Source organism: Chryseobacterium sp. B21-037 (genome assembly GCF_028570785.1).
Lineage (GTDB): Bacteria > Bacteroidota > Bacteroidia > Flavobacteriales > Weeksellaceae > Chryseobacterium > Chryseobacterium proteolyticum.
In genome coordinates, this window is record NZ_JALGCB010000001.1 from 3,625,539 (window position 1) to 3,648,501 (window position 22,963).

At 35.5% G+C, this 22,963-nt stretch carries 28 protein-coding genes; 13 read left to right on the forward strand and 15 right to left on the reverse strand.

All coding sequences use genetic code 11. From position 1 onward, the window contains the following. Positions 1 to 29: 29 nt before the first annotated feature. Positions 30 to 1,274 carry a bifunctional folylpolyglutamate synthase/dihydrofolate synthase gene (locus MTQ00_RS16140; protein WP_273650286.1) on the reverse strand — a complete coding sequence of 415 codons (1,245 nt, stop codon included), beginning with the start codon at positions 1,272 to 1,274 and terminating at the stop codon, positions 30 to 32. 97 nt (positions 1,275 to 1,371) lie between these two features. Here MTQ00_RS16140 and MTQ00_RS16145 point away from each other — a divergent pair, with 97 nt between their 5' ends. The 5 genes from MTQ00_RS16145 to MTQ00_RS16165 are packed head-to-tail and all read left to right on the forward strand — an operon-like array spanning position 1,372 to position 5,581. Beyond that, entirely contained in the window at positions 1,372 to 2,712 is a 1,341-nt protein-coding gene (locus tag MTQ00_RS16145; protein ID WP_273650287.1) for a TolC family protein, read from the forward strand. Position 2,713: 1 nt separating this feature from the next. Then, positions 2,714 to 3,304, forward strand: coding sequence for a SprT-like domain-containing protein (locus tag MTQ00_RS16150; protein ID WP_273650288.1), 591 nt, complete (start codon positions 2,714 to 2,716; stop codon positions 3,302 to 3,304). A 2-nt stretch (positions 3,305 to 3,306) separates the two neighbouring features. Continuing rightward, on the forward strand, positions 3,307 to 4,389 hold the full coding sequence (locus MTQ00_RS16155; protein WP_273650289.1) for a mannose-1-phosphate guanylyltransferase: 1,083 nt from the start codon (positions 3,307 to 3,309) through the stop codon (positions 4,387 to 4,389). A gap of 27 nt (positions 4,390 to 4,416) precedes the next feature. Then, positions 4,417 to 5,079: a hypothetical protein gene (locus MTQ00_RS16160; protein WP_273650290.1), complete on the forward strand. Its 663-nt coding sequence runs from the start codon at positions 4,417 to 4,419 to the stop codon at positions 5,077 to 5,079. Continuing rightward, the gene (locus MTQ00_RS16165; protein WP_273650291.1) at positions 5,048 to 5,581 is read left to right on the forward strand and encodes a GNAT family N-acetyltransferase; all 534 of its coding nucleotides are present in this window, start codon (positions 5,048 to 5,050) and stop codon (positions 5,579 to 5,581) included. Before MTQ00_RS16160 ends, MTQ00_RS16165 begins: the two co-directional genes overlap by 32 nt. A gap of 84 nt (positions 5,582 to 5,665) precedes the next feature. On the opposite strand, the gene bcp is transcribed toward MTQ00_RS16165, so the two are convergent. After that, positions 5,666 to 6,115 carry a thioredoxin-dependent thiol peroxidase gene (gene bcp, locus MTQ00_RS16170; RefSeq protein WP_273650292.1) on the reverse strand — a complete coding sequence of 150 codons (450 nt, stop codon included), beginning with the start codon at positions 6,113 to 6,115 and terminating at the stop codon, positions 5,666 to 5,668. A 32-nt stretch (positions 6,116 to 6,147) separates the two neighbouring features. On the opposite strand from bcp, the gene MTQ00_RS16175 reads away from it, so the two are divergent. Then, the gene (locus MTQ00_RS16175; protein ID WP_172281801.1) at positions 6,148 to 6,768 is read left to right on the forward strand and encodes an endonuclease III domain-containing protein; all 621 of its coding nucleotides are present in this window, start codon (positions 6,148 to 6,150) and stop codon (positions 6,766 to 6,768) included. Here the strand turns inward: MTQ00_RS16175 and MTQ00_RS16180 are convergent, their stop codons facing one another. Together MTQ00_RS16180 and MTQ00_RS16185 are read right to left on the reverse strand one after the other, a co-directional pair. Further along, positions 6,769 to 7,215, reverse strand: coding sequence for a DinB family protein (locus MTQ00_RS16180; protein WP_172281802.1), 447 nt, complete (start codon positions 7,213 to 7,215; stop codon positions 6,769 to 6,771). 150 nt (positions 7,216 to 7,365) lie between these two features. Next, the gene (locus MTQ00_RS16185; protein WP_273650293.1) at positions 7,366 to 9,162 is read right to left on the reverse strand and encodes a DUF885 domain-containing protein; all 1,797 of its coding nucleotides are present in this window, start codon (positions 9,160 to 9,162) and stop codon (positions 7,366 to 7,368) included. 168 nt (positions 9,163 to 9,330) lie between these two features. On the opposite strand from MTQ00_RS16185, the gene MTQ00_RS16190 reads away from it, so the two are divergent. The 4 genes from MTQ00_RS16190 to MTQ00_RS16205 all read left to right on the forward strand — a co-directional run bounded on the left by MTQ00_RS16190 (position 9,331) and on the right by MTQ00_RS16205 (position 12,080). After that, on the forward strand, positions 9,331 to 9,792 hold the full coding sequence (locus MTQ00_RS16190) for a hypothetical protein (RefSeq protein ID WP_172281806.1): 462 nt from the start codon (positions 9,331 to 9,333) through the stop codon (positions 9,790 to 9,792). A gap of 179 nt (positions 9,793 to 9,971) precedes the next feature. Continuing rightward, complete coding sequence (locus tag MTQ00_RS16195) at positions 9,972 to 10,676, forward strand: MotA/TolQ/ExbB proton channel family protein (RefSeq protein ID WP_273650294.1); 705 nt, start codon at positions 9,972 to 9,974, stop codon at positions 10,674 to 10,676. Positions 10,677 to 10,767: 91 nt separating this feature from the next. Further along, entirely contained in the window at positions 10,768 to 11,166 is a 399-nt protein-coding gene (locus MTQ00_RS16200) for an ExbD/TolR family protein (RefSeq protein WP_273650295.1), read from the forward strand. A gap of 32 nt (positions 11,167 to 11,198) precedes the next feature. Next, entirely contained in the window at positions 11,199 to 12,080 is an 882-nt protein-coding gene (locus MTQ00_RS16205; protein WP_273650296.1) for a ferric siderophore ABC transporter substrate-binding protein, read from the forward strand. Between the two features lie 15 nt (positions 12,081 to 12,095). Here the strand turns inward: MTQ00_RS16205 and MTQ00_RS16210 are convergent, their stop codons facing one another. From MTQ00_RS16210 to MTQ00_RS16250, 9 genes are all read right to left on the reverse strand, one after another. Then, positions 12,096 to 12,488, reverse strand: coding sequence for a hypothetical protein (locus tag MTQ00_RS16210; RefSeq protein ID WP_172281814.1), 393 nt, complete (start codon positions 12,486 to 12,488; stop codon positions 12,096 to 12,098). A 49-nt stretch (positions 12,489 to 12,537) separates the two neighbouring features. Continuing rightward, on the reverse strand, positions 12,538 to 13,941 hold the full coding sequence (locus MTQ00_RS16215; RefSeq protein WP_273650297.1) for a nucleoside recognition domain-containing protein: 1,404 nt from the start codon (positions 13,939 to 13,941) through the stop codon (positions 12,538 to 12,540). An 88-nt stretch (positions 13,942 to 14,029) separates the two neighbouring features. Continuing rightward, a complete protein-coding gene (locus tag MTQ00_RS16220; protein ID WP_273650298.1) occupies positions 14,030 to 14,539 on the reverse strand; it encodes a DUF6973 domain-containing protein in 510 nt (169 codons plus the stop codon). Positions 14,540 to 14,594: 55 nt separating this feature from the next. After that, complete coding sequence (gene accD, locus MTQ00_RS16225; protein ID WP_172281820.1) at positions 14,595 to 15,449, reverse strand: acetyl-CoA carboxylase, carboxyltransferase subunit beta; 855 nt, start codon at positions 15,447 to 15,449, stop codon at positions 14,595 to 14,597. Positions 15,450 to 15,532: 83 nt separating this feature from the next. Next, positions 15,533 to 16,603 (reverse strand): class II fructose-bisphosphate aldolase, encoded by a 1,071-nt coding sequence (gene fbaA / locus MTQ00_RS16230; RefSeq protein WP_172281822.1) that lies wholly within the window; start codon positions 16,601 to 16,603, stop codon positions 15,533 to 15,535. Between the two features lie 70 nt (positions 16,604 to 16,673). Further along, complete coding sequence (locus MTQ00_RS16235; RefSeq protein WP_273650299.1) at positions 16,674 to 17,540, reverse strand: NAD kinase; 867 nt, start codon at positions 17,538 to 17,540, stop codon at positions 16,674 to 16,676. Position 17,541: 1 nt separating this feature from the next. Then, positions 17,542 to 18,192: a CBS domain-containing protein gene (locus MTQ00_RS16240; protein WP_273650300.1), complete on the reverse strand. Its 651-nt coding sequence runs from the start codon at positions 18,190 to 18,192 to the stop codon at positions 17,542 to 17,544. 184 nt (positions 18,193 to 18,376) lie between these two features. Further along, positions 18,377 to 18,907 (reverse strand): RNA methyltransferase, encoded by a 531-nt coding sequence (locus MTQ00_RS16245; protein ID WP_172281828.1) that lies wholly within the window; start codon positions 18,905 to 18,907, stop codon positions 18,377 to 18,379. Positions 18,908 to 18,912: 5 nt separating this feature from the next. Then, positions 18,913 to 19,533: a toxin-antitoxin system YwqK family antitoxin gene (locus tag MTQ00_RS16250; RefSeq protein WP_172281830.1), complete on the reverse strand. Its 621-nt coding sequence runs from the start codon at positions 19,531 to 19,533 to the stop codon at positions 18,913 to 18,915. A gap of 55 nt (positions 19,534 to 19,588) precedes the next feature. Between MTQ00_RS16250 and MTQ00_RS16255 the strand changes: the two genes are divergently transcribed. After that, on the forward strand, positions 19,589 to 20,188 hold the full coding sequence (locus tag MTQ00_RS16255; protein ID WP_172281832.1) for a hypothetical protein: 600 nt from the start codon (positions 19,589 to 19,591) through the stop codon (positions 20,186 to 20,188). On the opposite strand, the gene MTQ00_RS16260 is transcribed toward MTQ00_RS16255, so the two are convergent. Beyond that, positions 20,185 to 21,078, reverse strand: a complete 894-nt coding sequence (locus tag MTQ00_RS16260; protein WP_172281834.1) for a bestrophin family protein — start codon at positions 21,076 to 21,078, stop codon at positions 20,185 to 20,187. The genes MTQ00_RS16255 and MTQ00_RS16260 overlap by 4 nt on opposite strands. A gap of 107 nt (positions 21,079 to 21,185) precedes the next feature. Between MTQ00_RS16260 and MTQ00_RS16265 the strand changes: the two genes are divergently transcribed. After that, on the forward strand, positions 21,186 to 21,347 hold the full coding sequence (locus tag MTQ00_RS16265) for a hypothetical protein (protein ID WP_273650301.1): 162 nt from the start codon (positions 21,186 to 21,188) through the stop codon (positions 21,345 to 21,347). 187 nt (positions 21,348 to 21,534) lie between these two features. After that, positions 21,535 to 22,326: a cupin-like domain-containing protein gene (locus MTQ00_RS16270; RefSeq protein WP_273651069.1), complete on the forward strand. Its 792-nt coding sequence runs from the start codon at positions 21,535 to 21,537 to the stop codon at positions 22,324 to 22,326. A gap of 9 nt (positions 22,327 to 22,335) precedes the next feature. On the opposite strand, the gene MTQ00_RS16275 is transcribed toward MTQ00_RS16270, so the two are convergent. Continuing rightward, positions 22,336 to 22,872 carry a GNAT family N-acetyltransferase gene (locus tag MTQ00_RS16275; protein WP_273650302.1) on the reverse strand — a complete coding sequence of 179 codons (537 nt, stop codon included), beginning with the start codon at positions 22,870 to 22,872 and terminating at the stop codon, positions 22,336 to 22,338. Between the last annotated feature and the right edge of the window lie 91 nt (positions 22,873 to 22,963).

Below are 22,963 nucleotides of genomic sequence, written 5' to 3' on the forward strand. Positions count from 1 at the left end.
TCTCGTTTAGAGTGGTGCAAATATACGACTTATCTGGAAATCTCCAAATTTTTTTCTAAAAATTCTCCTACTACAAAGTTGCTTCCGCCAATAAAAATCATTTCGTCATTTGTACATTCTTGTTTTGCAGATAAATACGCTTCCTGTACAGAATCAAAAATTTTATAAATTATTTTTGCATTTATAAGCAAATCTTCATAATCTTTCGGATGACGTCCTCTGTGAATCGATGGTTTTGCAAAATAGAATGTAGAATTTTCAGGTAATAAACTCATCACTTCATCTATTTTTTTATCATTAACAAAACCTAAAATCACATGCTTTTTACAGCCAATGGAATTAAGCTGCGAGAAGACCTGTTCCAGACCAGCTTGGTTGTGCGCTGTATCACAAATAGTAAGCGGGGTTTTTGAAAATTCAAACCACCTGCCGATAAATCCGGTATTCTCATGAACATGTAATAATCCGTCTGTAATGTTTTTCTCAGAAATTTCAACATTCAGTTTTAACAACTCATCAGTTAACGCTAAAACCACCCTGATATTTTTCTGTTGATAGTTTCCCTTCAGATCCGAAGCGAAACCCGATGACAATGTGGTTGCATCGACAAATGTTGCATTATTTTGATCCGCTTTAGTACGGATGATATTTTTTACAACTTCATTTTCATCCCCGGATATAATAGGGATTCCGTTTTTGATAATACCTGCTTTTTCCCGGGCTATTTCTTCTATAGTATTTCCCAGGATATTCTGATGATCCAGCTGTACATTAGTAATAGCAGATACTAAAGGCCTTATAATATTGGTTGAGTCCAGTCTTCCTCCCAAACCTACCTCGATAATTGCAAAATCTACCTGCTGTTGATAAAAATATTCGAAAGCCATTATAGTGGTAAATTCAAAAAACGAAGGCAAAATATCGTTGGGTAATGTTTTTAATTTTGTGATGAAATCAAAAACGAATTCTTTGTTACATTTTTTCCCGTTTACTTTGATACGCTCTGTGAAATCAATAAGGTGTGGAGAATTGTATATTCCAACTTTGTAGCCGGCTTCCTGAAGAACAGAGGCAAGCATATTGCTGGTTGAACCTTTACCATTGGTACCTCCGATGTGAATACATTTTATTTTTTCCTGTGGATTGTCAAAAAATGCACATAGCCTGGTTATATTGTCAAGTCCTGGCTTATAAGCCTTCTCTCCGTCAATCTGATAGTTGGGTGCCTGCACGAAAAGCCAGTCAACGGCTTCCTGATATTCTTTGGTTGTCATGATGCAAAATTCTCAAAAGTTTTATTAAAATGAAACAATAATTTTTAAATGTGTAACTTTTTTATATTTGGTACGTCTAATATGGTAAAATCTTAATATGAAAAAAGTTTGGACTATCGTTTTCGGATTAACTTTCCTGGGTATGAATGCTCAGAAAAAATGGTCCTTAAGAGAATGTGTGGATTATGCTGTGAAGCATAACCTTCAGGTTATCCAAAATGAATACTCTAAACAAGTCCAGGATTCTAATCTTAAAATTGCTAAAAAAGGATATTTACCTTCTTTATCAGCAAGTATAGGAAATACAGTCAGTTTTGGACAGACGTCATTCGGAACAGGAAGTCTTAGAAATGACAGATTCAGTAATAATGCCAGTCTGGGAGCTGATATCCTGGTTTATAATAATGGAAGACTAGAAAAAACTGTCAGAAAAACACAGTTTGATGTAGAAGCAAGTCAATATGATATCGAAACCATAAAGAATGATATTTCATTGCAGATCGCACAGCAATATTTAACAACATTACTTAAAAAAGAAATTATTAAAATTTCACAAAGTGCTGTTGACAATGCTCAAAAACAATATGACAGGGCAAAAATCACTACCCAGGTAGGAACCACTGCTGAAACAGTGCTTGCAGAAGCTCAATCTGCATTGGCAAGAGAAAAACAAAACCTCAAAACAGCTGAAATTGACACCGGAAGAAGTCTATTTGCACTTGCTCAACTTTTACAATTGCAGGATTACAAAGATTTTGATGTTGAAGATGTAGTTGTCTCAGATGATCTGGCCCCACAATTAAAATCTGTGGATGAGGTTTTGAACACAGCATACGAAAATCAACCGCAAATAAAAGCAGCGGAAAGCAGAATAAGATCTGCGGAAGCTCAAACTGAAGTATCTAAAACAGCATACTGGCCTACGGTAACAGCAAGTGCAGGGATCGGAAGTTTTTACAATAACCTGCTTAATACCAATAATACAGGAAATGAATTGATTTATATCGCGGAACGAAACTTATTTCAGCAATATAAAGATAATTTCGGGCAACAGGCAGGCTTATCTATCAGCGTTCCTATTTTCAACAAGGGAATTACAAAACTTCAGGTAGAGCAGTCAAGAATTAATGAAAGTGCGGCTAAGAATACTTTAGAACAACAAAAACAGACGGTAAGACAAAATGTACAGAAAGCCCAGTTCGACGTAGAAGCTAATTATGAAGCTTATGTTGCTGCTGTAGAAGCTGCAAAAAGCACAAAATTGTCATTGGATTTTGCAGATAAAAGTTATGCTGCAGGGCGGACTACTATTTTTGACCTAAACGTGGCAAGAAATAATTACGCTAATGCAGCGGGTTCGGTGGCGCAGGCTAAGTATAATTATCTTTTTAGTCTTAAATTGTTGAATTTCTATGCAGGAATTCCACTAAGTTTGTAAAATGTCTATCCAGTCACTAGAAAAATATTTACCACAGAACACGCTTCAGTATTTAAAAATCTGGTTCTCAGATTACTATATTCATATAAAGATTACAAGAAACAGGAATTCAAAACTGGGAGATTACAGAAAGCTCCCGGATAATTCCCATGAAATTACAATCAATTCTACATTAGCGCCTCAACTGTTTTTCTTTGTTCTGACTCATGAGCTGGCCCATCTCATTGCTTTTGAAAAATATGGCAGAAGAATTTCTCCACATGGTAATGAGTGGAAAGATACTTTCAGACGAATGCTTCTTGAAAGTGTTGAGGTATATGAAGATGCTCTTCAGCCAATTATTGTAAAATTTTCAAGATCTCCAAAGGCTAACTTTATGGCCAGTCCGGATCTGGTCAAGTATTTCCATATTGAAAAACAAGATGATAAGCTTCAATTTATAGAAGAGTTGCAGAAAGGAGATTACTTCATCTATAGAAACGAAAAGTATTTTTTAGAAGGTCTGATTAAAAAAAACTATCTTTGTAAGAACCTGGCTACTGGAAGGAAGTATTCTTTCAAACCTCTGGCAAGGGTAGAAAAATGTAGTTAAGCATGTCAAAATCAGATAAATACTGTGTTATCATGGCAGGTGGAATTGGTAGTAGATTCTGGCCTATGAGTACGCAGAAGTTTCCAAAACAATTTCAGGATATTTTAGGTGTTGGACGTACCATGATTCAACAGACGTATGACAGGATCAGTAAGGTTATTCCTGATGAGAATATATTTGTTATTACCAATAAGGAATATGTGAATCTTTCCCATCAGCAGCTCCCTGAAATTCCGGAAAAAAATATTGTTGGAGAACCTCTGATGAAGAATACTGCTGCCTGTAATTTGTATATGGCCAATAAAATAGCTGAAATTAACCCTGATGCTACAATAATAGTTCTACCGGCAGATCACTTGATATTGAAGGAAAATGTTTTCCTGGAGAAGGTTGAGTTGGCCTTTGATCTGGCTTCTAAAAATGATTATCTGGTGACATTGGGGATTACACCAACCAGACCGGATACTGGATATGGTTACATTCAGTTTGTAGACAAAAAGGGAGCAGACTATTTTAAAGTTAAAACATTTACTGAAAAGCCAATACTTGAGATAGCCCAAAGTTTCCTAGAGAGTGGGGATTTCCTTTGGAATGCCGGAATTTTCATCTGGAATGTGAAAAGTATCCATCGTGCTTTTGAAACTTACCTTCCGGAAATGACCCAGCATTTTATGGCATGTGAATATAATGGTGAAGCAGAGGACAATTGTATAGAACTTATTTATCCTAAGGTACAGAAAATATCCATTGACAACGGGATTATGGAAAAGGCAAAAAATGTTTATGTAATACCTTCCGATCTGGGTTGGAGTGACTTAGGAACATGGACCTCGGTTTATGAAAATGCTGAAAAAGATGAGAACGAAAATACAGTAAAACTAAAATATCTTTTGGCATATAATTCCAAAGGAAATATCGTTCGTGTAAAAAGTAACAATAAGGCGGTAGTTATAGATGGATTAGAAAACTACATCATTGTAGATACGGATAAGGCTTTGCTTATTTGTCCCAGAGATAACGATCAGCTTATAAAAGATTATGTTCTGGATCTGAAAAACTTTAAAAAAGGGGAAAAATTTATGTAGTAATTCTCCATTATTAATCTCGGAACTATGAGAAAATTAATTTCAAGATGTATGGTAATTGCTTTTATTCTTTTAGGAATATCAGCTTATTCACAGGCAAAAATAAAATTTTCGAGCATTCCTAATGTTTTGCAGGGAATAGAGCCTAACGATAAAATTGACTTTTGGGTGTTGAATTACAATACCTATGGAAAAGATCAGGAATTAAAAGTTTCAGGAACTAAAAAAGACTTTATTCCTCAGACATCAGGATTTGATTTATTTCCGGATGAAGATAGCTTTTATTACATCGTTTATTCCTCCGGTGGAAAAATTAATTACGTTACGGATCTTGATGCCTTAAAAAAGTTTGTCGGAAAGATAGATAATGTTCAGGAAGCAGCCATTTTAGCTACTGTGGATGGTTATATGATCGATGAAGAATTTAAGGATGTAGCAGGAAATTATTATGAAGATCAATCTAACTATTACCTGGATTTAGGAAAATTAACGTCAAAGGAATGTCCTTATCAGAAAACCCATTTTACATTAACTGTAAATAAAGCTTCAGGAGCAGTTACTCAGGTAAAAGATAATGGGACTTATATAGAGCTTTATAATAAGAAATGTGCCAATAATCCAAGGCTTTTAAAAATCGAAAAAAAAGAAGAATCTAAAGATGAGTCTAAAAAATCACCCAAAAGAAGGTAATTTCTACGAAACAGAAAGACTTATCCTTCGTCCGATAACCGTGGATGACCGTGAGTTTATATTTGATCTTTACAACAGACCAAAGTTTATACAGTTTATTGGTGACCGTCATCTTAAGAATGTCTCCGATGCCGAAGCCTATATCAAAAACAGGTTTCTCCCTCAATTGGAACGGTTAGGATTTGGAAACTATCTTGTTATAACTAAAGAAGGAAATAATAAGGTGGGTGCAGTAGGAATTTTCGAACGGGAAGGACTGGAAATATTAGATATAGGATTTTCTTTGTTGGATGAATTCGAAGGCAAAGGATATGCTTATGAAGCTGCCTTAAAAGTTAAATCTATCGGTATGGATGACTTTGGGTTAAAGAAAATATCTGCCATTACTTCTAAAGATAATTTTTCTTCTCAAAAGCTAATTGAAAAGCTGGGATTGAAATTTCAAAAATACGTAAGTCTTCCAGGGGATAATGAAGAATTGAGATACTACGAAACCGAATAAAATTTCTTTAAAATAAATAGTACAAACCTTTAAACAGCCTTCCTAGTATGGACTTTGTTTAAAGGTTTGTTTTATTATATAATTTTATCCTTCTAAAATTTGTTCTGCTGCAGTCTTCGAGGTTACTTTATCAATAACTCTTGTGCAGATGCCTTTTTCATCAAAGATAAAAGTAGTTCTCACGATTCCCATATACGTTTTGCCAAAAGTCTTTTTCTCCTGCCAAACACCAAATTTTTCGATAACATCACGATTTTCATCTGCAATCAGATCATAAGGAAAAGCAAATTTACTATGAAAGTTTTTCTGTTTTTTTACAGAATCTCCACTGATACCTAAAAGTTGAAATCCTGCTTTTTTTAGCTGCGAATAATTATCACTCAGATTACATGCTTCCACAGTACAAGTTGGAGTGTTGGCTTGCGGATAAAAGAAGATAATTAGTTTTTTTCCAATGAGTTTAGATGAATTTATTGTTTCTCCATCTTGATTGGTCCCTTCAAATTCGGGTAATTTGTCGCCTACTTTCAACATATTGTTTATTTTTGTTCAAATTTAGTGGTTACATGACAAAAAAGCAAAGAGCTGAGCTTGTTCAGCTTGAATTAGAAAAATTATATCCTGAAGTTCCTGTTCCGCTTGCGCACACCGATGCTTATACATTGATGGTCGCCGTCGCACTCTCAGCACAAACGACGGATAAAAAGGTGAATGAAGTAACACCACAACTTTTTAAAGTAGCAGGAACACCGGAAAAAATGGCGAAGCTTGAAGTTTCAGAGATCAAAGAACTTATCAAAGAGATCGGGCTGTCAAATACTAAAGCCAAAAACCTGAAAAGGATGGCGGAATTATTGCTTGAAAGGCATAATGGTATAGTGCCGCAAACTTATGAGGAGCTTGAGGCTTTACCAGGCGTAGGACACAAAACAGCTTCGGTGGTCATGAGCCAGGGATTCGGATTTCCTGCATTTCCTGTCGACACTCATATCCACAGATTAATGACCCAATGGAAGCTTACTTCAGGGAAAAATGTTGTGGAAACAGAAAAGGATGCCAAAAATATCTGGAAGGAGGATGTATGGAATAAACTTCATCTCCAGATCATTTTCTATGGAAGAGAATATTCTCCGGCACGGGGAAAAGGAGATAAAGATTTCATTACCAAGATGATGTTTGAAAAATAATCAGCTATCCAGTAATCTTCTGTGATAATTGATCTGTCCCAAATGATAGCTTAAATGTCCCATAAGATGAATCAGAAAATATCCGGTTGTCATTTTGTATCCCAATGGTTCAAAAGGATATTCGTTTTCTAGGTCAGCATCTGTAAGGTTATTTAAAGAGGAGTTTACAACTTCAAGAGTATTTTCAATTTGTCGAAGTAACTCTGCTCTTGGAATATCTTTTAAAGAAAATTCAAGTTCACGGTTTCTTATATATCCGGTATTTCCAAGGATAGCGCCTACGAAATGGCTCAGGTTTCCGACCAGATGAAGAGATAGGGTTCCTGCAGAATTAGCAATGTTTTTATCTGTTTTCCAAATAGATGCTTCATTATGGTAAGCTTCAATTTCTGCTTTTAGTTTATTTAAATCTCTGGCAAAGAGAGATTGTAAAGATTCAATTGTCATGTTTATAGTTTTGTCTGTTATTGATTGTGTCTTTGAAAGAAGGAATCATCAAGCTTCTTTGCAAAAAATTAATTACCATTAAACTTAAAAAAGGAGCAATTTTAATAAACTGCTCCATCAAAAATATTAATTTTTTATTTTTTTAAAAGATTACTTTTGCTTCTTCGCCCAAAGTTCCATTTTTCTGTTCAAAACATCAAGTGGAAGACAACCCTGGCTTAGAACTTCATCATGGAAATTGGCCAGATTAAATTTCTTTCCTAGCTGTTTCTGATACTGATCTCTCAACTCACGTATTCTTAAAGAACCGATTTTATATCCCAGCGCCTGTCCCGGCATTGCCATATATCTTTCCACTTCTGCAGTTGCTCCTGCTTCATCATAAGAGATATTGCTTAGAAAGTATTTAATTGCTTCCTCTCGGGTCATTTTTCCTGTATGAAGTCCAGTATCCACAACCAACCTTACAGCTCTCAGCATCTGGTCGCTTAAATATCCCATTTTCTGATAAGGATCTGTATACAATCCAAACTCAGAACCTAATGTTTCACAATAATGCGCCCAGCCTTCTCCATAAGCTCCGAACCACCCGAATCTCATAAACTTAGGAAGCTTTGTGTTTTCCTGCTGAAGAGAAACCTGATAATGATGTCCTGGTATCGCTTCATGCAAGAAAAGGGATTCCATTCCGGAAGTTACATTGAATTTTGCCGGATCCGGAAGGGGAACGTAAAAGATACCCGGTCTCTTACCGTCAGGAGTTCCGGGAGTATACTCAGCGCTTGCGGTGGCCTCTCTAAACTTTTCCGTCTGTCTGATCTCAAATTTTGTTTTCGGAGTTACATTAAACATGGTTTTCAGTTTCGGAGTTATTTTGGCTAAGATTCCGTTAAAACCAGCCAGAACTTCTTTTGACGTTTTGTAAGGCATTGCCTTAGGGTCTGTCTTTACAAATGTTATAAACTCTTCCAGACTTCCTGTGAATCCGACCTGCTGTTTTACCTTCTCCATTTCTGAACGAAGCATGGCCACCTGCTGAATACCGATTTTATTAATTTCTTCAGGAGACTTGTTGGTTGTTGTCCAGCTTTTTACATAGTACTGGTAAATTTCGTTTCCTTTTGGTAAGCTGTTGTAACCATCTGTATCTCTGCCTTTAGGCAAGTATTCCTTTTCTAAAAAGTTACCCATTTTTGTGTAGGCAGGAATGATTTTTTTGAGAATAGCATCCTTGTAAAGTGTGGTGAACTTTTCTTTTTGTGCCTGGGTGAAATTCTTAGGGAATTTTTTGATAGGACCGTAAAATATATTTTTTTCAAAGTCCGGAGTAATGATTTCTTCCGCTTTCATCTGGGGAATCATCTTTACAATGAGCTTTTTAGGCAAAACTATTTTATTGCTAATTCCTTCTTTAAAATTTTCTATTGCAGTGTCCATCCACACCGGAAATTTATTCATTCTCTGCAACCAGTCCGCATAGTCTTTTTCTGTTTTAAAAGGCTGGCTTCCTTCTCCACTGCCAAACAGGGGAAAGTTCAGAGGAAGTCCTGTAAACTGGCTGAATGGAATATATTCCGGATGATACGCATAGGCTTCTATTTTGTCTTTTAAGGTATAATCCAGTACATCATAAACTACTTTATCATCATCAGAGAGATTTTTATAATCCACTTTATCTAATTGGTTCTGAATAGAATTATAAAAAGCAATTTCTCCTGAAATAAAATCTTTATCAATATTAATAGGTAATTGATCATTATACCTTGTGTCTCCTTGAGAAGTAGCATCAAGAGGATACAGTTTCAGATATTGTTCATAATAGTTAGAAGCAATGGAGTCTAAATTCGTTGGAGTTACTTTCGTTAAAGGGGAGTCAGACTTTTTACACGCTGTCAGGCTTATCACCAATCCTAAGCTTAAAATACTTTTTGATAAAAAATTTTTCATTTCAGAATCTTTATGTAACAAAAGTAAGTATTATTGGAGGATCAGAAAAAGATAGGATCATGATTTTGGAAAAAATAATTTTCAAAATATTTTTCAAATTCAATCTATTTTTTATCTTTGCTTAAAACATTTAACAATCATATTATTACAGCTCTTTTTTAAGAAATAATGAAAGGGATTTTAAAAATTTACCATCCGGACGAAACGTTAAAATACAATATAAGAAGTACTTATTGCAAGGCTATTTATAGTAATCAACAACATTTCCTTGAAGTTGAAATCATAACGGATGATGGCTTGGATCATGTAGAAGATGATTCTTTACAATACAATTTTCCACAACTCTCACTAGAAGTTTTCGACTTTCCTATTGATTCTGCGGACCTTGAAGGAAAAACGATAAACATCAATGATTCTGAAGATGAAACCTTTACAGAGGTGGATTTGTTCGACGATGAAGATGCTTTTATCTACGATAATGAGCTGGTATTTGAAAAAAATGAAGAAGGCGAATTGGATCTGATCTGGAAGGGAACGATTGATGATTTTTACACAGGATCAGATACTCCGATTGCTTTTAGACTTAAATGTGAACTAAAACAGGATAATATTGAGGTAGACGAAGATTAAAAAATTTATCTTCCTCAATAATTTTATATTCAATTTCTTTTCAAAATTCTTTTTGGAAAGAAATTTGCTGTTTATGTGGCAATGGAAAATTTAAGTTGTTTTTAAGCATTTTTTAAGACATGAATTAATAATATTCCATTACTTTTGTCGTTTAAATTCATTATAAAATATTCACATTAATGCTGTTAACGGAACTTACTCAGATCTTATTTGCACAAATTACAACACCCGCAGTTGCCACAGACAATTTAGAATTTTCATTTTGGAATATCATGTTCCATGGAGGAGCCTTCGCTAAAATAGTGATGGTGACCGTATTACTGCTTGGTGTGTTTTCAGTATATCTGTTTTTTGAACGGTTTTTCTTTATTAAAAGATTGTCCTCAAAAACAGATTCCAATTTTATGAATAATATTGAAGACTTTATTAAAGAAGGTAAAATTGAATCAGCGGTAGATTATTGCAAAAGACAAAACTCACCGGAAGGCAGAATATTGGAAAAGGGGATTTCCAGATTGGGAAGGCCTGTTTCAGATATTGTAAGTGCTATGGAATCCCAGGCTCAGGTTGAAGTAGCCAACATGGAAAAGAACCTAAATCTATTAGCAGTGGTGCCAAGTATTGCTCCGATGCTGGGACTTTTGGGGACGGTTATCGGGATGATATTAGCGTTCTTTAATTTGTCACATGCAACGGGGTCTTTCTCTCCGAAAACACTGTCAGAAGGTATTTATACTGCTTTGGGACAAACGGCTGTTGGTTTGGCGGTAGCGATTCCTGCTAACTTTTTTTACAATATCCTTTTAACAAGGATTGATAAATTTGTTTTGAGAGCTCAGAACATGTCTGGTGAATTTTTGGATCTTATCAACAAACCTTTATAAATCTTTCTTATGAAATCGCTGTGAAAAACATTCATTGTATAGACTTATTAAGAGCGATTCCATCTGACCCATAAAAATTTAGAATAAACAGATGAAAATTCAAAGAAGAAATAAAGCAAATCCGGAGTTTAGTTTGGCGGCGATGACTGATGTCATCTTGCTCATGCTGATCTTCTTTATGATAACATCTTCAGCGGCTAATCAAAGTGCTATTGACGTAAACTTGCCAAAGACAAGCACTGCTGATGATAATATACCGAATCCCCTTACAGTAACCATTAAACCTGACGGAACTTATTATATTGACGATAAGCCTGTAGCAAGGGAACAGCTTGAACAAACTATTGTCAATAATTTAACCAATCAAACGAATAAATCTTTTACGATTCGGGCAGACGAAAACACGTTGCATAAAGATGTTGTTTTTGCCATGGAAATTGCAGAGAAGCATAAATTCAATATTGCTCTTGCAACTATTAAAGATAAATAACCGGAACTTAAGATCCTGGTAATTAGTAAAAAATGAAAAGTTATACTGTAAACAAAAATGAGGAAACCCGGGACCGGATAAAAAGTGGAATACTTTCTATCCTGGTATGGTCTGCAATCCTGCTTTTTGTTTTTCTATATAAATTAAAGCCGGAACAGAATAAGGAGCCTGAGGTTGTAACCACTATGTTGGTAAACTTTGGAGATAACCGGAATGGAAATGGTATCGAAGAACCGGCAGAACAGGAAGGAAGTTTAGCTGCAAAATCGGAAGAAGTTACTCCCGAACCTGTAGAAGCCGTTGTTCCTGAAACTAAAACCGTAGTAAAACCTGAACCCAAGACGGAAACTAAGAAATCTGAACCTAAAGATAAAGTAATCAACGGAAATAGTAAAAAAGCGAGCGTTCCGAAAAAAGAAGAATCAAAATCGAATAAAAAAGAAACGACAAGTTCATCCGCTTCGAAAAACACTAAAAAGACTTCCGGAGCCACAGCAAATTCTAAAACCGGAAATGGAGATGGAAAAGGGAATGCGGCAATCGGTAACCTGATAAAAGGAAGAGGAACAAAAGCGGGCAGTCAAGGAACGGGAACAGGTATAGGAAATGCAGGAGATCCTTTAGGCGGAGATGGAAATGGAGACAGTAAAGTAGGAATCGACAGAAAATTGATTGGCTACATCCCCGGAACAATGGGCAGAGGAGGAGCACAACCACAACACAACTGTACAGCCAGTGGATCCGTTACAGTTGCTTACACCGTTGATAAGGCCGGAAATGTAGTCTCTGCAAGAAGAGTAGGGGGAATATCGGATCCTTGTGTATCTTCAACCTCTGTAGCGTGGGTTAAAAAATATGTAAAAGCTGAAAAGGCCAGTACATCATCCACCGGGACCTATAAGATCACATTCTAAAAATACAAAAGCACTTTATTCAAGTGCTTTTTTTATTTCATTAATTCTGTTGATTATAGGAAGGGCAAAGATTCCACTTGTCTGAAGATACAGTTCATAAAAGGTTTTTGCTTTATCCTGAAAATCGCGGTTTTCTGTTTCCTTTCCTTTAAAATAAAAAAGGTTTCCAAGCATTTCATAATAGTCTTTATGATCCCTTTCCTGTCTTTCATTCACGATTTCTATGATTTCTTCTTTTGTCTTAGAAGAGATTGCCGTAAAATCTATTTTAAAAATATCCTTCATCAGAGAATCAAAATCCAATTCTTTTTGCATCAAACTTTCTTCAGGCTTGTCTAAAATAAGTTTTTCCAGGGCCTGTGTCAGTTGACGGATCAGGCGTAATGTAAATTCTTTATCTGTAATCATATTCTGGTTGCTTGTTTGTTTGGTTATTGAATGGTTATAAAATGATATATTACGCAAAAAATAAATAAGCCAGCGCAATTGAAGTGATAACACCTACTAAATCGGCCAGAAGCATTGCAATTACCGCATATCTTGTGTTTTTAACCGCTACGGCCCCGAAATAGACCGCAATTACATAAAACGTCGTATCTGAACTTCCTTGCAGAACTGCTGCTAATTTTCCCTGAAAACTATCTGCTCCGAATGTGGACATGGTGTCAACCATCATTCCGCGTGCTCCCGACCCTGAAAGAGGTTTTATTAAAGCTGTGGGTAATCCGTCCACAAATCTTGCATCTAAACTGGCTGCATTGGCAACCCATTTCATTCCATCTATGATCACATCGAAAACCCCCGAGGTCCGGAGAAGAGAAATAGCGATCAACATTCCAACTAAATAGGGGATAATCTTAACACAAGTTGTAAATCCTTCTTTTGCGCCATCAATAAAGGCATCAAATACATTGATTTTTTTATAAACTGCTCCAAGCACGATCGCTAAGAAAATAAACAAAATAAGGCCGTTACTTAGAACCTTGCTGAATGTATCCAGCTCATCTTTACTCAACCGGACAAGGTATAAAACCAAAAAACCTATAATTGCTGAAATTCCACCGACATATGCAATTACGATTGGACGAAGCAGATTGATCTTCTGGTAAAGAGAAACGATGATCATTGCTGCCAGTGTTGCGGTAAAAGTAGCAATCATACATGGAAGAAAGATATCCGTTGGCGTCTTTGAGCCCATGGAGGCTCTTATAGCAATGATAGAAACCGGGATCAGCGTCATTCCACCAGCATGAAGACACAGAAACATGATCTGGGAATTACTGGCGGTGTCTTTATTGGGGTTTAAGGTCTGTAAGCTTTCCATGGCCTTAAGCCCGAAAGGAGTGGCTGCGTTGTCAAGTCCCAGCAGGTTCGCACTAAAATTCATTAGCATATGGCCGAAAGCAGGATGGTTTTTAGGAATTTCCGGGAAAAGTTTTGAAAAGAAAGGCTGAATAAGCCGACTGAGCAAATTGATTCCACCTGCTTTTTCCGCAATACTCATAAAACCCATAAAAAGAGTCATGATGCCTATTAGCCCAATGCATATTTTAACTGCAGTTTCTGCCGTCCCAATGACCCCGTCAGCTTCCTGAACACGATATACCTTTACGTTTTGTTGTAATGAGTCTGTTTTATAATGAATCCTGTCTTCTGCAAAATCAGGTTTCTTCGTAAGGCTGTCCCTGATAATGGGAGAAAGCGTATTCATTTTTTTCGATGCGATCTGTACTGTATCTCCTGCTTTTCCTACTACCATATCATTGAAAATGGTATTATAATGACTTGAAGAGATATATTTTATGCCTGCAATGGCGATAGCAACGATAATAAAAGCGGACCAAATTCTGCTTAAAACCATTTGATTGAATTAATTGTTTAAACTTATCAAAAATACTTTAAACTACAAAGGACACAAAGGGGCCAATGTTTTTTTTAGTTAAACCGGCTTATTCTTCAAGATATACAAGATGGCCCTCAAAATGGTCATCGAGGTTTTTAAGGACTTTTGCGTCGTCCATCTTTTTAACCAAAGCATCTATAAAAAAACTTTTTTCAAAAAACTGCCGGTGAATACCAGGAAGAATTTCCATAAAATAATCCATTCCGATCTTATTATTATGAAGGTCCATCTTGGTTTCCAAAGGTTTATTTGGAAATAATTCTTCGTGTAAATCTGTTACTTTTTTGCAGAAATCAAGAGCTTTTTGAGGTGAGGAGATCTTGGAACAATACATCAAGATAAAACAACACCATAATGCATGTCTGAAGGCATTGCCAATTCCATTATTTGAAGCTGTTTCAGGAAAACGAGCCTGTGCAATGGTGAAGGCTTTAACAGTCGCATAAAAACTCAATAGGGAAAATAAAGGATGTGGCAGAACAAGAGATAAAAGACGGAGAATCTTTTTAAAACTCATGGCCCGAATGGTATTGAAAAATATTCTGAAGGTTCTCATAAATAAAAATCTCTCCCTAATCAGAGAGAGATTATATCGTATTTGTTACAAATTTTTAAGCATGTGTTGCTAATAAATTTACTGTTTTAGAGACCACATCTTTAATTTCTGTTCTCTTCACAATAAAGTCTACAAATCCTTTTTCCTGAAGGAATTCAGATGTCTGGAAGCCTTCCGGTAAATCTCTACCGATTGTTTCGCGAATTACCCTTGGTCCTGCAAAACCGATCAGAGCTCCAGGTTCAGCCATAATGATATCTGCTGTCATTGCAAAAGATGCAGTAATTCCTCCAAAAGTAGGATCACATAAATAAGCAATATACAGTAAGCCCGCTTCTGAAAGCTGTGCTAATTTAGCCTGTACTTTTGCCAACTGCATCAAAGAATAAGTTGCTTCCTGCATTCTTGCTCCTCCGGACTGACAAATGATCATATAGGGAAGTTTATGTGCGATACAATAATCTACAGCTCTTCTTATCTTTTCTCCCATTACAGATCCCAGAGATCCTCCGATGAAAGCAAAGTCCATACAAGAAACCACCATTTCAGTGCCTTTCACTGTTCCTACAGCATTTCTGATAGAGTCTGTAAGTTTTGTTTTTGCTTTTACTTCTTTCAGACGATCAACATACGGTTTTGTATCTTTGAAGTTTAGGATGTCTATACTTTCAACATTAGCATCTAGTTCAGTGAATTTACCTTCATCAAAAAGGATATCAAAAAATTCTGCACTTCCTATTCTTACATGAAATCCATCTTCAGGAGAAACATAATTGTTTTTCCTTAGCTCTTCGTGTTCCACTATTTTTCCTGATGGAGTTTGGTGCCAAAGGCCCTTAGGAACATCCTTTTTTTCATCAGTAGAAGTGGTAATGTTTTTTGCTTTTCTTTTAAACCAGTCGAATGCCATTTTTGTTTGTATTAATGTATAAATGTAAAATGTATTAGTGCAAATGTATGAATACGTTTTACACTAATACAAATGTACAGTTCTTATTTTAAAGTATTTACGTTATTTAAATCTTCAAAAGCTTTAACCAATCTTGTGGAGAACGTTTCTTCACCTTTTCTTACCCAAACTCTTGGGTCATAGAATTTTTTGTTAGGTTTTTCTTCTCCCTCAGGGTTTCCGATTTGAGATCTTAAATAATCGATATTGTTAACCATATAATCTCTAACACCTTCTGTATAAGCGAACTGAAGATCAGTGTCAATATTCATTTTGATCACACCGTAATCAATTGCTTCTCTGATTTCTTCTAAAGTAGAACCAGAACCTCCGTGGAATACAAAGTTGACCGGTTTTGCAGCGGTTCCGAATTTTTCCTGAACAAATTTCTGAGAATTATCCAGAATTTTTGGTGTAAGAACAACATTTCCAGGCTTGTAAACTCCATGTACGTTACCGAATGCCGCAGCAATAGTAAAGTTATCAGAAACAGCCTTTAGTTTTTCGTATGTGTAAGCTACATCTTCCGGTTGCGTATATAATTTTGCATTATCTACATCAGAGTTATCAACACCATCTTCTTCTCCTCCTGTAACACCGATTTCAACTTCCAGAGTCATCTGCATTTTTGCCATTCTTTCGAAATATTTAGCAGAAATTTCAATGTTTTCTTCTAAAGGCTCCTCAGAAAGGTCCAGCATATGGGAAGAATAAAGAGATTTTCCTGTTAGTCTGAAATACTCTTCATTAGCATCCATTAAACCGTCAATCCAAGGCAATAGTTTTTTTGCGCAGTGGTCTGTATGTAAGATTACAGTAGCTCCATAAGCTTCTGCCAAAGTGTGAATATGTCTAGCACCGGCAATTGCTCCTAAAATAGCAGACTTTTGTCCGTCGTTGCTTAATCCTTTTCCTGCGTTGAACGCAGCTCCACCATTTGAAAACTGAATAATAACAGGAGAGTTTAGTTTTGCTGCAGTTTCCATAACAGCATTTACGTTGCTGGAACCGATAACGTTTACAGCTGGTAACGCAAATTTATTTTCTTTAGCATACTGAAAAATATCAGTAACCAATTGACCTGTGGCAACTCCTGCCGGAAAAATTCTGCTCATGTTTTACTTTTTAAATAAATTATTAGGTGTTTGTAAAGTTGTTGTAAAGGTAATAAAATTTGCTTAAATGCTAATTTCTTTTGTCCCGCCCCCAAAGTAGTTTCTGGCGGATTGTTTCATAGAAACTTAAATTATTAGGCTGAACCAAAAGAATCTGGAAATCAGCCTTTTTTATAACGACTTCCTGATCAGTCTCTATATGTATTAGTCTTGAATCAAGAGAAAGAGAATATTGGGATACCCTGCTTTCTACCTTGAATTTTATCTCAACACGGTCATTCACTACCAATGGCCTTACATTCAGATTATGTGGCGCAATAGGAGTTATGACAAAGTTTTCGTTATTAGGAGAAATAATAGGCCCCCCACAACTCAATGAGTAGGCTGTAGAACCTGTAGGAGTGGAGACAATAACACCATCTCCCCAGAATACATTCAGAAATTCATCATTGATAAATGAATCTACGGTGATCATGGACGTTGTTTCTTTTCTTGAAACGGTGACGTCATTCAAAGCGTATGGAAAAAATTCTTCAGATCTTGGGGAAACCACTTCGATCACAGAGCGTCGGCTGGTTTTTACATCTCCTTTCAGAATTGCGTCAAGTTCTTTGAATGCTTCTTCCTTGGTAAAGCTGGCTAAAAAACCCAACCTTCCTGTATTTACTCCGACAATAGGAATTTCAAGATCTTCAATAAAGGTTAAAGAGTTGACTATCGTTCCGTCTCCTCCGAATGTGAAAAAAAGATCAACTTCTTTCTCTACAAGATCCTGTTTATTATTAAAGGTTTCGAAAATTTTTGAAAACTGAAGGGCTTCAGCCATTTCATCGTATAAAACAGATTTTACGCCCCTGCTCTCAAGCTCTGAAACGAATTTGCTTAAATATAAAAAAGTATCAAGATCTTTTTTTTGAGAATATATAGCTGCCTTCATGTTATATTTCTATAAATTTTTGGAAAAAACCAAATCTGTCTTTAAACAGGTCTGTTTTTTCATCAGAGTAGAATTTTTCAACAATTCTATAATCATACCGGTCGAACGTGGCATCAATAGATGCAAGATTTTCATTGCTGATCTTTATGGTTACCCGAACCACTTCTTCCGACATAAAGCTGATAAATCCACCGTAGAATTTAGAATTGTTGCTTTCCACAATATTGGCAATTTCTGTCATGGAATATTTTCGTGCGGGAGCTTCTACAGTAAGTATAGCTCCTGATTCAGAAAACAAAGGATAGCGTGATAAATCCTGAAAGACATCTTCACACATGATATATCCTAAATATTTTTCTGCTTTATTGATGACCGGAATTACATTCGAATTGAAGGTATAAAATAAACGAATGCTGTCCATGATATTGTTATCCTCAAGAATAGCAAATCGTTCAACCTGGTGCTCCAGATCTTTTAATGTTCCTTCAGCGTCATAAAGAAACTCTCTGGCAATAGCTCCGTAAAAGTGATGGGATTTTTTAATGAAAACATGAGTATATCCAAAGTCTTCTAATGTACTTCTTGCTGATTCTATTGAGTCAGTCAGGCTAAAACATGGGAAATCCTTTGAGATATAGTCCTTGATAAACATTGTGCTAATTTATAAAAAATTAAACGAAACTGTTTTGTAATATTCGTTTTTTTTTTCGTGAAAATGAAAAATCCGGGCCAAAAATTTGTTTGTAAATAAAAATAAAGTATCTTTGTCGCCTTTCATTTTTACTTTTTATTAGATTTATTTCAAACTGCACTGTCTATTGGACATATGCAGTTTTTTATTTTAAAGCCTTTGTAAACTCCCACATAACGAGCCCTCCGCATACACTTACATTCAATGAATGTTTTGTTCCTAGTTGAGGAATTTCCAGGAATACATCAATGTTTTCCAAAGCTTCATCACTTATTCCTTCTACCTCATTACCCAGTATCAAGGCATATTTTTTAGTCTTATCGATGGTAAAATCTGTGATCATAGTACTATTACTGGTTTGCTCTATGCCAATAATTTCAAACCCCTGACTTTTTAAATCTCTGATTGCTGTGTTGATATCATTTTCATATGCCCAGTCTACACTTTCTGTAGCTCCTAAAGCTGCTTTGTGAATTTCACGGTGGGGTGGTTGCGGAGTAATACCACAAAGAATTATTTTTTCGATCAAAAAAGCATCGGCTGTTCGGAACGTGGCTCCTACATTGTGCATACTTCTTACATTATCCAAAATGACGATCAAAGGAATTTTCTCAACCTTTTTAAATGTTTCAACATCTATTCTGTTGAGTTCTTCCAGTTTTAATTTATGTACCAATTATATTATTTTGTAGAGATTAATTTTCCGTCTTTATATATTTCTGTTTTTTCAATGCTTCCGTCTTCACGGTAATGAACGCGTGTTCCGTTCCATTTATCGTTGGCGAACTCTGTTTCACGCTGAACTTTTCCAGATGGATAAAGCATTTTCCATTTTCCTGTGGCTATCCCGTTTTCGTAGTAGCCAATTTGTTTCACCGATTTTCCGTTCTCGTAAAAAACCTTGCTTTCACCATTCAGCTTTCCGAACTTATAATTTGAAATTTCGGTGATGGTGCCGGAAGGTGAATAAAACGTACCGGTAGAAGCATTGTCATAGACATTTTTTTCTCCGTTTCTGAAAACCTCTTTAGAAGTCAGGATACCATTTTTATCGTAGTATGCCCATTCTTTTATTTTGTAATCCTTTTTGTATTCTCCTTTTGCCTGAACTTTTCCATTTTCATAGTAAAAGATTGCATCACCATCCAGTTTTCCCTTTTTCCATTCAGCGATTTCTTTGACCTGCCCGTTTTCAAAAAACTGTTTACAGGTTCCTTCCTGTAGTCCGTCTTTAAATCCACATGGTTTTTGTGCTATTGCCAAAGAAGATGCAGAAAATAATAAAAGAAAAATGTATTTCATAGATTTTTTTATTTCAAAAATAGTAAAATAGTTATATTTGATTAAAAAATATGACATGAAAAATTTACTTGTATTCGGGATGCTAACCTCTGCTTTTATACTATCAAAAGCTCAGAATACATATTATCCACAGGCCTTCTTTGATAAAAAACTGGCTCAAAACATGATCGGTTTTGGAAATTCTACCATTGAAGGAGTGGCGTCTACCAAACAAAAAAACAACTGGGGAATCAAACCTTTACTGGGGGAAAAACATTATGCACCAAAAGGAACCGTTGTTATGCTTTTTCCTGTAACTCCTTATTTTGAAGAATTTTATAAGATGAGGAAAAAGTATGAGAATAAGAAAACAACCGTTTACATGTCTGATGAAGCTTTTAAATACAGAATAGAAGCTCTGACTGATGATCATGGCAGATTTAAATTTGAAAAATTAAAACCGGGTAATTATTATCTCGAGACGATTGTGAATTTTACTGCAACGGCAAGTTATCAGCAGCAAACAGGACAGTCGGATGCTTATAATGCTTACGGAGGATACCTTTATTCAACACCTATATACCAGACTTTTTTCTATAACTATTCGTCGGCAAATCGCGAAAGTAAATTTGTAGAAATCAAGCAAGATGGAGAACTAAAAGAAATCAACCTCTAAAGGTTGATTTTATTTTTTAATCCCATGATCTGATGGACATTTTTTTCAATATTCTGAGCAATGGTTTCCATCGGAATATCATTTTCATCATTATTGAAAGGGTCCTCAATTTCTTCGGCAATAAGTTCCAGACTCATTAAGACATAATAGACGAATACAGTCAAAGGAATCATAAATAAACCAATGCTGATAACATATGCTACAGGCAAAGCCAATACATATAAGATGATGAATTTCTTTACAAAAGACGAATAAGAATAGGGAATAGGTGTATTTTTGATTCTTTCGCAACCTCCGCAAATATCCAGAAACCCTGAAAGCTGAGTGTCCAGATATACCATTTCTACATCTGTAATTTTACCTTCCTTTTTTAGCTGATTTAATTTATGGCTGAGTAATATTACAATTTCACTGGGGCCATGGTGCTTAAGGGATTTTTCGATCTCAGAATAATCTTCATCCAATGCAAGTCTTGTAGATTCCTTAGAAAGGTGTTTGGCGAGAAAATGAGGAAAGAACTTCAAGTATCTTGCCACCTGTTCTGCACTATGTCTGTCATTGTCAAGGATTAAATTGAGCTTTATGGCAATATTCCGGGTATCATTCACCAGTTTTCCCCATAACTTTCTTCCTTCCCACCATCTGTCATAAGCCGTATTCGTCCGGAATACCAATAGTAAAGAAAGTACAAACCCTAATAATGAATGGATCATACCTACATTGCTTACCGCAGATTTTGACGTGAGATGTAGATACTCCACCTCAAGATATTCGATTCCGTAAGAATATACTCCCACCAATAGCATTGTTGGAAATAGGATCTTTAGGGTATCGCTTTTATGTAGGCTGAAAAGTATTTTCAGGAAATGTTTTGTATTATAAACTCTCATAAATTAGGTTGATCTTACAAAGATAATTTTTTTCATTTTATACTTTCTTTACGGAAACCCGTAATGAGGTCTTCTTCGAGCTTATTTTCTTTGTAAAAAAACTAAAAATGGGATATTACAGAAAAGGGCACTATAAAAGAGATGGCACCTGGGTAAGCGGACATTATGTAAATAAATACAGCAGAAAGAAATTTCAGAACGGGCCGGGTGGATGTGCTCTTATTTTTTTTGGAGGAATTATTTCCGTGTTGGTATATCTTTTTTCCTGATTTTTAATTGATAATATTCAAAGAATAAGAAAATGTGAAAGGTAAAGTTTTTATAAATTTCAAAAAAACATTACTTTTATTTCGCATTAAATCAATTATGGATGATTCTAGAAAAAGTAGATGTTGTCAACGATATCAGTAAAGAAGATTTTCAGAAAAATTATTTCAAAAAAAGAAGCCCGTTCTGATCAAAAATTTTGCAAGACGTTGGGATGCATTTGATTTGTGGAACCTTGCTTACATTCGTGAAAAAGCAGGGGAGCAGGAAGTTCCGTTATATGATAACAAACCTGCTAATGCTTCTAAAAGCTCAGATGCTCCTGTTACCCATATGAAAATGAAGGATTATATCGATACGATTAAAAGTAAACCTTCAGACCTTCGTATTTTTTTCTATATCATTACCGACAGGCTTCCGGAACTATTAAAGAACTTTACTTATCCTGATCTTGGAATGAAGTTTTTTAAAAGACTTCCAACCTTATTTTTTGGAGGAAGTGAGGCTCATGTTTTAATGCATTATGATGTGGATTTAGGAGATTTTATGCACATTCATTTTGAAGGAAAAAAAAGGATACTGCTTTTTGATCAGGAGCAATCTGCTTTTCTGTATAAAGTACCATTATCGGTTCATACTGTTTATGATGTAGATTATGAAAATCCTGATTATGAAAAGTTTCCAGCCTTGAAATATGCAAAAGGATATGAAATCTTCATGGAGCATGGAGATGCACTCTTTATTCCGGGAGCATTCTGGCATTTCAACAGGTATCTTGAGCCCGGGTTTTCGTTATCGCTACGCGCACTCCCCAACAAGCCTAAAGTTTTTGCCAGTATGCTTTATCATGTATTTATCATGAGGTATACCGATAAGCTTTTGAGAAAAGTTTTTAAAGCAAAATGGGTAAACTATAAACAGAAATGGGCATATGAAAAAAGTACTGAAGCATTAGAAAGACATCTGAGAAAAGGCCGGTAGAATACTCTTTTATTTTCTGTCTTTTAAAAGGCCAAAAATAGTAGCATCTACAAACTTACCCTTTTCAAAAAAGAAATCGCGCATGGTCCCTTCTTTTTGAAAACCAGCTGAAAACAAAAGTTTTTCAGAAGAGATATTAGCAGGATCTATAAAAGCTTCTATTCGGTGAAGATTCATTTTTTCGAATCCGAAAGATAAAATAGGTTGTACCGCTTCTTTCATATAAGCTTTTTGCCAATATTCAGGATTCAGTTCATATCCTATTTCCGCCTTAAAATGTTCGTGAAACCAATTGTGATAGCCACAGGTTCCTATAACCTTATTTTCGCCTTTCAGCTCAATAGCCCATCTAAATCCCTTATTATTTTCGAAATCGTTATTAAATGTGTCAATTAGTTTTTCGGCCTCTCCCAATTCTGTAAAAGTTGCCAGATCATAATATTCCATCACAATATCCAAAGAAAAATATTCAAATAAATCTTTAGCATCATTCCGGGTAAGTTGTCGTAAAATTAATCTGTCTGTTTCTAATATTGGAAAATCCATTACTTAATTTTATCGAAAAGTACGATAAAAAATTAATCAAAACAAAAGAGGAGCTCGTAAGATTAATAGAGAAACAATTTTTTAACCCTGA